The sequence below is a fragment of the Victivallis sp. genome (assembly GCF_048170485.1).
Lineage (GTDB): Bacteria > Verrucomicrobiota > Lentisphaeria > Victivallales > Victivallaceae > Victivallis.
The window spans coordinates 1-10,071 of sequence record NZ_DBEXAY010000222.1 but is presented as its reverse complement, the minus strand read 5'-3'; the positions used below and the strand labels follow the sequence as shown (position 1 = coordinate 10,071).

Below are 10,071 nucleotides of genomic sequence, written 5' to 3'. Positions count from 1 at the left end.
TGAAAAAATCGATTTTTCCGCTTGCGGTTTTTACGTTTTGTGTTATAGTTAGTAAACACGCAAGTAAACAAACCGAACAACGGGGATTCCGGCGATGCGGTATCTGTGCGACGTACGTCACATCTTTCTTGACATGGATGGGACGATCTATCATGGAGGGCGGCTCTATCCGACCACCCTGCCCTTTCTGCGTTTTCTGGCGGAGCGGGAGATCGGGCACACCTTTCTTTCGAACAACTCCTCCTGCAGTACGGAACAGTATGGGGAGAAACTTCACGCGATGGGGATCGATGCAAGTCCGGAGGAGTTCTATATTTCAACCGACTACACGATCGATTTCCTGAAACGAAATCATCCGGAAATCCGGCGGATTTTTCTGCTCGGGATGGCGTGCATCCGCCCGGCCTTCGAAGCGGCGGGATTCCAGCTCGACGAAAGCGCGCCGGAGGCGGTGATCGTCGCTTTCGACCGCGAACTGGTCTACGAACGGCTCTGCCGTGCCGCCTGGTTTCTGAAACAGGGCATTCCCGGTTTCGCCACCCACCCGGACCCTTTCTGCCCGACCGACCAGCCCACCTGGCTGCCGGACTGCGGCGCGCTGACCGCCTGCCTCGAAACCGCAACCGGTGTCCGGCTCAAGGTGCTGGGGAAGCCCGACCCGGGCATGCTTCGTGCGGCGGCGGCCCGCCGGCATGTACCGGTGGAGGCCTGTTTGATGGCGGGGGACCGGCTGGCCACCGACATTGCGGTCGGCGTCGCCGCCGGAACCCTCACCTGCCAGATCACCGGTCCCGGCGCGGATCTCACTCCCGCCGCAGGAATCCACCCCGATTACCGGGTCAACGACCTGGGGGAGCTCCAGCAGCTCTGGCAGGAGGAGGAACAACAGCTTCGTCGCTGATCCCCCTGCCCGGGAACGGAACACTCAGAGCGAACGGCCCAGCTTTTCCGCCGTGGCGGCGGCTCCGGTACCGGTGATGTCGCCCGGCAGGTTGACGTTCGGCACCAGCAGTCGGCCACGCTCCTTCCACTTGAGGTAGGAGTTCATCAGCTCGAAGGTGCGGACGACGCCGTCGAAGTCCTGCATGTCGCCGGTTTCGGCGGTGACCATCAGGAGGGATTCCCGAATCTTCCACTCCCGTTCGCCGACCAGCAGTGCGTAGAATTTGTCGATCGCCGCCTTGATCTGCGCCGGAAAACTGAACCAGTAGAGCGGGGTGATAAGCGCCAGAACCTCCGCCTCCTCCAGCATGGGAGCCAGCCGGTTGAAGTCGTCGTGAAACACACACGCCTGCCCCTGCCGGTAACACTGGTTGCAGGCGTGGCATCCCTGAATCGAAGCCGACGCGGCGTCGAACCGCATCACCTCGTGCCCGGCGGCCTCCGCTCCGCGGATGAATGCGTCGGCCAATGCGAAACTGTTGCCGTTCCGCCGGGGACTCCCGGTCAGAACCAGAACTTTTCTGCCCATGATATTTCCTCCATGATTGGTGACCCGGAGGCAATATATACGAATTCCGGTGGAATATCAAGCCGAAAAGCGCCGGTGCCGCGTCCGTTCCATTCAACTGAGGTTGCTCTTCGCCTCCGCGATGGCGAGCAACCGGCGCGGGAGCATCCTCCGCCAGCCCATGCCGGCGGAGCGGACCGGCGGCGGCTCCCCGTCTCCGGGCAGACGGCGGGTCATCTTCGAAGCGAGGAACCAGCCGATGCCGCCGGCGAGCAGGTCCGCCGCCAGCCGCGCCCAGAAGAGTCCGGCGAGGCTTCCGAGCCAGAGCGCCAGAAGCGACAGCGGGATCATCAGCCCGACAATCCGCAACGCGTTGAGCCACGCCGCAATCGACGGCAATCCGCAACCGGTGAAGAAGAACCCGCTGTAGCGGTGTATTTCAATCATGCCGAAGCCGAACGGAATAATCCGCATGTAGACAACCATGATCTCCTGCACGCCGGGATCGGCGGAGAAGAAGCGCACCAGCTGCGGCGCGAACACGAAATAGATCCCCGCCATCACCAGCAGAAACCAGAAGGCGAACCGCATGGCAAACCGCCGGCACTGGTTGATCCGGCTGTAGAGGCGCGCCCCGTAGTTCTGCCCGATCATCGGCAGCAGTGAAATTCCCAGCGCCATCGGGAAGATGAAGGCGACCATCTCCAGCCGGCCCGCCGCCGCCGTCGCCGCCACCGCGGTATTGCCGAATTCGGCGGTGATCCGGGTGATGACCGCGCTCCCGATCGGCATGAGCAGCATGCCGAGCGCGGCCGGAACCGCAAAGCGGATCATCAGCATCCACGCCGACCGGAGCTGCCGCCACGGCATCACCTCCGGAACGATCAATCCATGCCGCCGGTAGAGCAGCCAGAGCAGCGTCACCGTCGCCAGCAGTTGCGAGAAAATCGTCGCAAGCGCCGCGCCGCTGATTCCCATCGCGGGAAACGGTCCCACGCCGAAGATGAAGAGCGGGTCGAGAATCACGTTGACGATCATGCCCGCCATCATCATGCCGCTGGCAACCCGGGAGTCGCCGGCCGCGATCAAGAGATCGTTGCCCACCATCGAAAGCGAAGCGGTCGCACAGCCGAAATACCAGATGTTCATATATTTTTTCACTTCCGCGAGCGCTTCGCCCTGTGCGCCGAAACACTCGAACGTGCCGTTGATCGTCACCATGCCGAGCACCGCCAGCACCACGGAAAAGAGGAACACCAGCACCAGTCCGGAAGTCGCCAGCCGCGCCGCCCGGCCGTGCCGCCCACCGCCCAGCGCCTGCGCCGCCGTGGTCATCACTCCGACGCCGAGCCCGCGGAAGACACAGCCGATCAACATGATGACCGGAAAGGTGAACCCCATCGCCGCCAGCGGAATCTCCGAATGGAGCTGACCGACGAAGAAGGTGTCCGCAATGTTGTAGCCGGACATCGCCAGCGTGCCCGCCACCATCGCAAACGCGGTTTTCATCATCGTCCTGCCGATGGGGCCGCGCGTGTAGATCGCCTGATTTTTCTTCGCGCTCATTGCAGGATCCCTTTCTGATCGAACTCATTCAAAAGAAGACCGGCAATCCGGTCAAATTCCGCGACATTCCCGGGGGAACACTCCCGGAGCTGTTCGAGAAAGCGCGTCCGGAACAGCTGGTCGATCTCCTGCACGGCGCGCCGGATTCCCGGCTCCATCGTCAGCACGACGCTGCGGCGGTCGGTCTCGCTCTGACTGCGGATCACCATTCCGCACCGGACCAGCTTCTCAATCGCCGCCGACGCCGCCGGCGCCGACAGCCCGGTGTGACTCATAAACTCCTGCAGAGAACAGGGTTCACACAGCATTACCGCGAACAGATGAATCCGCTGCCGCGGCGTCAGCCGGGCAATCGGGTCATCCCCGCCGCACCTCTCCCAGTAACTGTTCACGCAGCTCCGCCGGAAGTGATCCACCCGGCGAAACAGCTCAAAAAAATGATCGCTCATAGTAGTTCCATTTTAAAATATTTCCATTTTGGAAATATTAATATACCTCCAATTTTCCCGGATCGCAACTTGTATTTTGAAAAAAAGAGAGCTTTTTCTGCCGATTCCCGCTTGAAAATTCCCCGGGACGGGGATATAGTTAGCTTTGAAACAATAAGCAAGCAAACTAATTTTCTGTAGTCCAGAGCGATGAAACTTCCCTTCAATTTGCTGGTTCTGAAAGTATTCCACGCACAGAAAAACCGGGTTCGCCCGGAGATGGCGCTGATCGGGCTCTCCCCGGGGCAGCCGAAGCTGCTGACCTTTCTGGCGTTGAACGGCGAGTGTCTTCAGAAAGATCTCGCCGCGGCGTGCGACATCGAGGCGGCGACCATCTCCAAACTGCTGAACAGTCTGGAGGAGAACGGCCTGATCCGGCGGGACACCCATTCCGGGGACCGCCGGGCGACCCGCATCGCGCTCACCGAGGCGGGGAGCTGGCTCTACGAGACGGAAATCCGTCCGCGAATCGGCGCGATCAACCAGTGCTCGCTCTCCGGATTCACGCCGGAAGAGGCGGAGCTGTTTCAGCGCTTCCTCAAGCGCATGTACCGGAACCTCACCGGGATGTCGCTGGAATAGGAGGCGCGCACTTTCATGGAGCATACCGATGCCGAACTCCGGCAATTCCGGCGGATGACTGAAACGCCGGTGCCCGGTCTGGTCGTATCTCTGGCCATTCCGACCATCTTCACCATGTTGATCACGTCGTTCTACAACATGGCGGACACCTTTTTCGTCGCCCGGCTGGGAACCAGCGCCGCCGGCGCGGTCGGCATCGTCTTCGCCATCATGGCGTTCATCCAGGCGGTCGGCTTCACCGTCGGAATCGGCTGCGGCAGCATAGTCTCCCGCGCCCTCGGGCGACAGGACAAACGCACCGCCGACCGGGCGGTCTCCAGCGCGTTCGCGCTGGCGCTGCTGCTCGGCATCGTTCTCTCCGCCGTCGGCCTTCTCTTCAGCCGCCCGCTGCTCACACTGCTCGGGGCGACGCCGACCATCCTGCCCTACGCGCGGGATTACGCCCGCTACATCTTTCTCGGCACCGCTGTGCTCTGCTGTTCCATCGTGCTCAACAACACGCTCCGCGCCGAAGGGAAAGCGATCTTTTCCACCGTCGGGCTCGGCTTCGGCGGCGTGCTGAACATCGCGCTCGACCCGCTCTTCATCTTCACGTTCGACCTCGGAATCGCCGGAGCGGCAATCGCCACGCTGATCAGTCAGTGCGTCAGCCTTCTCATCCTGCTCGGGTTCTTTCTCGCCGGGCGCAGCATCACCCGGCTGAATCCCGCCTGCATCTCCCGCGACCGTGCGCTCTATTTCGAAATCCTGAAGATCGGCGCCTCCTCCTTCTGCCGGCAGGGGCTGGCGGGCGTTTCCACCGTGGCGCTGAACGTCAGCGCCGGTGCCTACGGCGACGCGGCAGTCGCGGCGATGTCGATCGTCGGGAGGATCTTCCACTTCCTCCTCTCGGCTCTGATCGGCTTCGGCCAGGGCTTCCAGCCGGTCGCCGGATACAACTACGGAGCGCGGAAGTACGAACGGGTCCGGGAGGCGTTCTTCTTCGCCGTGAAAAACGGAACGGTCTTTCTCACCTGTCTTGCCGTGCTCGGCTTCTGCTTCGCCCCGGAGATCATCTCCGTCTTTCAGCCGGACGATCCCCAGCTCATCGAAATCGGCGCGACCGCGTTCCGCGCCCAGTGCCTGGCACTGCCGCTGCAATCGACGATCGTGCTCTCCAACATGCTTTTCCAGTCGGTCGGCAAAGCGTTTCAGGCGCTGTTCATCTCGGCCACCCGGCAGGGCATCTACTTCCTGCCGCTGATCCTGATTCTGCCCCGTTTCTTCGGACTTGCCGGCGTGCAGTACACCCAGACCTGTTCCGATCTCTGCGCCTTCGCCGGATGCCTGCCGTTCCTCTGGTTCTTCTTCCGTGGAATCGCCCGCGAAAAAAAATAACCTCCCCGCCATTGACAAGCCGGCTGTTCCGTACTATATTATCCCGCCGGAATGATATAACGTTTGCTCAAAAAAGAAGAAGAAGGCAACCGATGGAGCGGAAACGGGCGACACTCAAGGATGTGGCGCAACTGGCGGGAGTCTCCTTTCCGCTGGTTTCCAAATATGTGAATCAGGATCCGCGCGGCAGGATGTCCGTCGAGACGCGGCAGCGGATTGCCGACGCCATCCAACGGCTCGGCTACCGCCCCTCCTCGGCGGCACGTGCGTTGCGCGGCGGCCGCACCGGCATGCTCGGGCTGGTGGTCAGCAACTTCACCAATCCCTATTTTGCCCACTTTGCCGACGCGGCATTGCAGGAGGCGTCGCGGCACGGCTGTCAACTGCTGATCTCGCTCTGCCGTCACGGCAAAGAGGAGGAGATGCATGCACTGGAAGAACTGCTTTCCCGTCAGGTGGACGCCATCCTCTGTTATGAGAATCTCTCCGACATTCTGAAAGAGAATCCGCCGGCCGGGCTGCGCCGCGACATGCTCCTGCTGATGGATCAGCAGTCGGAAGAGTATGCCACCGCCTCCATCGACCTCGCCGCAAGCGTCGCCGAAGCGGTCCGTTTTCTCGGCGAACGGGGAGCCGGCCGTGTGACGCTTGCCCTGAGTGCGTCCGACACCTGGCACCGACTGGCGGAAACCGGCTGTCACCGGCATCAAGTGCAGTTCACCCGCCACCTGATCCCCTCCCCCCGCAAGGAGGCGGAGGAGGCTCTGCACCGACTCTGCGAAGCGGCTCCGCCCGCGGTACTGCTCAACGGAATGCGCAACGCAACCACATTTCTCTCGTTGATTCACCGTGAATTCCCCGGTTACCGTCCGGCGGTGGTCACCCATTGCAACTTCTGCACCGAACTACTCGAGAATCCCCTGCTCGAGGGGGTGATCTACAGCGACACCGCCGAACTGGTACGGCGTTCGGTGGCCGCCGCCGTCGAACTCGCCCGTTCCGGGCGGACGGAAAATGTCGTCATTCCGTCGCAATTCGTTCCGCAATCGGAATTTCACCGCATCCGCCTCCCTGAAGGGCGCATCGGCCTGACCGGTTCTGAATGAAATTTTTTTGCCACGTTGAGCAAACGTTATATCAACCACACAAACAGAAAGGATTTCTCAATGGCAAGCTGTGCAATTCCCCACTACACGGAGGAGATTCTCCGCAATCCGGGCTGCGGCATCTTTTACCTTCAGCGCGGCAGAAACAAGGTACGGTTTGACGAAGTTCCCGCCGACGCCTGGTTTCTGCGGGAGAAACTCACCGACAAAATCTCCTTCAGCCTCGCCTGGAGCGTGCTCGAGCCGGAAGAGGGGAATTTTCTCTGGGAGCACCCCGACTGGGAGGGATGCATCAACTCCTGGATTGACGCCGGATTCAAGGTTTCTCTGCAGATCCGCGGCATGGACACCTGGGGGACGCTCTACAACGACGGCGTACCGCAGTGGGTCTTCGACGCCGGAGCAAAATACATCGATGAACCGATGGCACTTTACCGCAACAGCTTTACGCTCAACTTTCTCTCCGACGACTCCGACAAACCGGTCCGCTACCCGGTCTACTGGGATAAGGTCTACCTCGAAAAGGTCCGCCATCTCGTCGACGCCATGGGCGAACGCTACAACGGACGCTCCGAAGTGGCGAGTGTGAGCATCGGTCATATGGGGCGCTGGGGGGAAATGCACCTTTCCAGCCACAGTCCGCTCCAGCCGTGGTTCGATGCCGGATTCTCCCGGGAAACCTACATCAAGGCGCACAAGGAGATCATCGACATCTACCGGAATGCCTTCCCCGATACGGAACTCGTTCAGGAGATCTGCGCCCCCGTCTTCGCCGAGGAGACCGGACGCGACCTGATCGGCATCGATGAGGTTCCGGAGATCTACGACTACCTCGCAGAGCACGGAATCTGCATCAAATTCAACGGAATCGGCAAGTCGTGGCGCCCCAGTTCCGACCCCTATCTCGACCGGGATGTGGCAGGAATCTTCGACCACTATGCGGGAAAAACCAAGATCTGCTGTGAAAACCTGGTCACTCCGGCGGGACTTGCCAGCGTACTGAACCACCAGATCTCCTGCTGGCAGCGTGGCGGCGAAACCGAAGGGCTCGGCATCCTGATGGTGGATCGCGACATTCCGCTGAAAGAGAAGCGGATCTACTCCTATCTCACCTTTTTCCCGGAAGAGTTCGCCGCCCTCACCCCGGAAGGCGAGAAAGAGCTCTGGCGGATGATGGCGCGCCGTTGCGGCTACCGGATTGTGCCGGAAAGCGTCGAATATGACCGGGACGGCAATCTTGCCGTCTGCTGGAAAAATATCGGCACCGCCCCCTGTTATGAACCGTTGCGGACAGAACTCCTGCTCCCGGCCGGCCGGACTCTGGCCCGTTGCCACACCCCGACGATCCTCCCCGTGGGAAAACAGACCGTCTGCCGCTTCCGTCTCCCCGCCGGGACAACCGGCTCTCTCCGCATCCGGCTGGTCGCGGAACGGTATGGAGAAGTTCTTGAACTCCCGCTGGATCAACGTGATCCGGAAGGGTATTTCAAAGTCGAGCTGTAAGCAATCGCCCTCCCCCCCCCCGGAACGCGGGCAAAAAAATCGGCTCTCACTGACGGGGGGGAGAGTGAGAGCCAATGATTTCAAGATGTCCGGATGCCGCAGTCAAACCGCTCATTCGTACTTCCTTGTATGTTGGCATCTAATGTATCATTACAAGATAACCGGAAGATTGCCGGAACATTGCATTTTGGCAATGTTTGAAAAATTTCATCAATTTTTCTCCTCCGGGAAATCGACCGTGAACACCGTCCCCTCCCCCGGGGTGCTCTCCACCCGGATCGTACCGTGATGCGCGGTGACGATCGCATGCACCAGAGCCAGTCCAAGCCCGTTGCCGGGTCTGGTCCGACTGGCGTCGCTGCGGAAGAACCGCTCAAAAATATGACCGAGGTCCTGCGGAGGGATGCCGCATCCGGTATCGCAGACCTCCAGGCGGATTCCGGTTTCCAGCCGCTCCAGCCGGATCGTCACCTTCCCCTGCGGCGGCGTGAACTTGAGCGCATTGTCGATCAGATTGGAGATCATCCGCTGCAACTTCAGCCGGTCACCGCGCATCATCACCGGGCCGGAGTCCGGAAGCACCAGCCGGAAATCGATCTCCCGGTCCTCCGCCAGCGGCAGGAAGAGTTCGTGAGCCCGGAACAGCAGCAGCGACAGGTCGATTTCCTCAAAATCCAGCTTCTCCAGCGACGATTCCGTCCGGGTGATTTCCAGCATGGTATTGATGAGCTGGAGCATCATGCCGCACTCGTCGGCGACCACGCCCGCCAGTTCCTTATAGCGATCCAGTTCCGCCGGTCCGCTCACCGTCACCTCGGCGAATCCGCGCATGCGGGTGAGCGGCGTGCGCAGATCGTGCGCCACATTGTCGGTGACCATCCGGAGTTCGTCAAAAAGCCGCTCCGTGTTGGCGTTCATCATATTGAAGGTGGAAACCAGCTCCTCGATCTCGGCGCCGTCGTTGCAGCTCGGCACCCGCTTGCTGAAATCGCCGCCGGCGATGTGACGCGCAGCTTCACTCACCCGGAGCACGCCGGAGATGAATTTGCGCGCAATCAGCCAGCCGCACAGCGTCCCCAGACAGAGCACAACCGCCAGGATGGAGAGGTGGATCAGCCCGTATCCCCGCAGCAATGCCTGCGGCTGCCGGAGGTTCCGGCCGATCTCCAGCACACTGCCGTCGAACATCGGCAGCCGGAGAATCCGGAAATCTTCGCCGCGCACCGTCTGAATCCGGTACCCGTCGACGGATTCCGTGACGGGGAACCGGCGCGCATATTCCGGCACCGCCCCCGTCACGCGCCCATCCGGCGCAAAGAGCCGGAACAGCACATTGCGGCTCCCTTCGCCCGTGACCCGGTCCTCGAAAGTTTTCAGCAGAGCAGGAATATTCTTCGCCGGGTCGAAGCGGCGGGAATAGACCGAGCCGCCGCTCTCCAGCCGCAGTTCGTACACCTTGCCGTCCCGGCCGCCGAAGACGGTGTAAAACCGCTCCCGGGGGGTGTCCATTTCAAATGCAACCAGCAGTTGAACGCCGGGAATCTTCTCTTCGAACGCGGCCAGTTCCTCCGGCGCGACCTGCGACAACGGTACTTCGCGGTCGAACTGCCGGTAACGCTTCCCGGTCAGATACTCGTGGACCAGCTCCCGGGAATCGGAGGCAAGCCGCTGATCGACCGACAGCAAAAGACCGTGCCGCATCATGAGGTAGGCAATCAGCAGACAGACGGCCCATGACACCGCGAACAGCGCCGCATACCAGAGGGCGATTTTAAACTTAACGGTGCCGAAAATCCGCTTCGCGCTCCATGACATATCCAAATCCCCGGACGGTGTGAATCAGTTTTTCAGGAAACGGCTTGTCGATCTTTTCGCGCAGGCGGCACATCCGGGTCTCCACAATGTTGGTCTGCGGGTCGAAGTTGTATTCCCACACATGTTCCATGATCATGGTTTTGGAGACCACCCGGCCGGCGTTGCGGGCCAGATACTCCAGAAG

The 10,071-nt window shown here is 60.9% G+C and carries 10 protein-coding genes; 5 read left to right on the top strand and 5 right to left on the bottom strand.

Annotated elements, in window-relative coordinates; all coding sequences use genetic code 11:
* Nucleotides 1–94: 94 nt before the first annotated feature.
* On the top strand, nucleotides 95–901 hold the full coding sequence (locus ACMLHG_RS11545) for an HAD-IIA family hydrolase (RefSeq protein WP_417170594.1): 807 nt from the start codon (nucleotides 95–97) through the stop codon (nucleotides 899–901).
* Between the two features lie 24 nt (nucleotides 902–925).
* Here the strand turns inward: ACMLHG_RS11545 and ACMLHG_RS11540 are convergent, their stop codons facing one another.
* The 3 genes from ACMLHG_RS11540 to ACMLHG_RS11530 all read right to left on the bottom strand — a co-directional run bounded on the left by ACMLHG_RS11540 (nucleotide 926) and on the right by ACMLHG_RS11530 (nucleotide 3,465).
* Complete coding sequence (locus ACMLHG_RS11540; RefSeq protein ID WP_294435473.1) at nucleotides 926–1,471, bottom strand: flavodoxin family protein; 546 nt, start codon at nucleotides 1,469–1,471, stop codon at nucleotides 926–928.
* Between the two features lie 93 nt (nucleotides 1,472–1,564).
* Entirely contained in the window at nucleotides 1,565–3,016 is a 1,452-nt protein-coding gene (locus ACMLHG_RS11535; RefSeq protein ID WP_295806688.1) for an MATE family efflux transporter, read from the bottom strand.
* On the bottom strand, nucleotides 3,013–3,465 hold the full coding sequence (locus ACMLHG_RS11530; RefSeq protein WP_295806686.1) for a MarR family winged helix-turn-helix transcriptional regulator: 453 nt from the start codon (nucleotides 3,463–3,465) through the stop codon (nucleotides 3,013–3,015). The genes ACMLHG_RS11535 and ACMLHG_RS11530 overlap by 4 nt, the downstream gene beginning before the upstream one ends.
* 189 nt (nucleotides 3,466–3,654) lie before the next feature.
* On the opposite strand from ACMLHG_RS11530, the gene ACMLHG_RS11525 reads away from it, so the two are divergent.
* From ACMLHG_RS11525 to ACMLHG_RS11510, 4 genes are all read left to right on the top strand, one after another.
* Entirely contained in the window at nucleotides 3,655–4,086 is a 432-nt protein-coding gene (locus ACMLHG_RS11525; protein ID WP_294435467.1) for a MarR family winged helix-turn-helix transcriptional regulator, read from the top strand.
* Nucleotides 4,087–4,101: 15 nt separating this feature from the next.
* A complete protein-coding gene (locus tag ACMLHG_RS11520; RefSeq protein WP_417170593.1) occupies nucleotides 4,102–5,463 on the top strand; it encodes an MATE family efflux transporter in 1,362 nt (453 codons plus the stop codon).
* 92 nt (nucleotides 5,464–5,555) lie between these two features.
* The gene (locus ACMLHG_RS11515; protein ID WP_417170592.1) at nucleotides 5,556–6,569 is read left to right on the top strand and encodes a LacI family DNA-binding transcriptional regulator; all 1,014 of its coding nucleotides are present in this window, start codon (nucleotides 5,556–5,558) and stop codon (nucleotides 6,567–6,569) included.
* 60 nt (nucleotides 6,570–6,629) lie between these two features.
* Nucleotides 6,630–8,072 (top strand): hypothetical protein, encoded by a 1,443-nt coding sequence (locus ACMLHG_RS11510; RefSeq protein ID WP_417170591.1) that lies wholly within the window; start codon nucleotides 6,630–6,632, stop codon nucleotides 8,070–8,072.
* Between the two features lie 210 nt (nucleotides 8,073–8,282).
* Here the strand turns inward: ACMLHG_RS11510 and ACMLHG_RS11505 are convergent, their stop codons facing one another.
* Entirely contained in the window at nucleotides 8,283–9,887 is a 1,605-nt protein-coding gene (locus tag ACMLHG_RS11505; protein WP_294435458.1) for an ATP-binding protein, read from the bottom strand.
* The coding region (locus ACMLHG_RS11500; RefSeq protein ID WP_417170590.1) for a winged helix-turn-helix domain-containing protein at nucleotides 9,850–10,071 on the bottom strand (222 nt) is incomplete at its 5' end. The genes ACMLHG_RS11500 and ACMLHG_RS11505, both read right to left, overlap by 38 nt.

Coding starts and splice junctions, on each gene's coding strand:
- ACMLHG_RS11545 (WP_417170594.1), top strand. CDS start 95: ATGCGGTATCTGTGCGACGTACGTCACATCTTTCTTGACATGGATGGG.
- ACMLHG_RS11540 (WP_294435473.1), bottom strand. CDS start 1,471: ATGGGCAGAAAAGTTCTGGTTCTGACCGGGAGTCCCCGGCGGAACGGC.
- ACMLHG_RS11535 (WP_295806688.1), bottom strand. CDS start 3,016: ATGAGCGCGAAGAAAAATCAGGCGATCTACACGCGCGGCCCCATCGGC.
- ACMLHG_RS11530 (WP_295806686.1), bottom strand. CDS start 3,465: ATGAGCGATCATTTTTTTGAGCTGTTTCGCCGGGTGGATCACTTCCGG.
- ACMLHG_RS11525 (WP_294435467.1), top strand. CDS start 3,655: ATGAAACTTCCCTTCAATTTGCTGGTTCTGAAAGTATTCCACGCACAG.
- ACMLHG_RS11520 (WP_417170593.1), top strand. CDS start 4,102: ATGGAGCATACCGATGCCGAACTCCGGCAATTCCGGCGGATGACTGAA.
- ACMLHG_RS11515 (WP_417170592.1), top strand. CDS start 5,556: ATGGAGCGGAAACGGGCGACACTCAAGGATGTGGCGCAACTGGCGGGA.
- ACMLHG_RS11510 (WP_417170591.1), top strand. CDS start 6,630: ATGGCAAGCTGTGCAATTCCCCACTACACGGAGGAGATTCTCCGCAAT.
- ACMLHG_RS11505 (WP_294435458.1), bottom strand. CDS start 9,887: ATGTCATGGAGCGCGAAGCGGATTTTCGGCACCGTTAAGTTTAAAATC.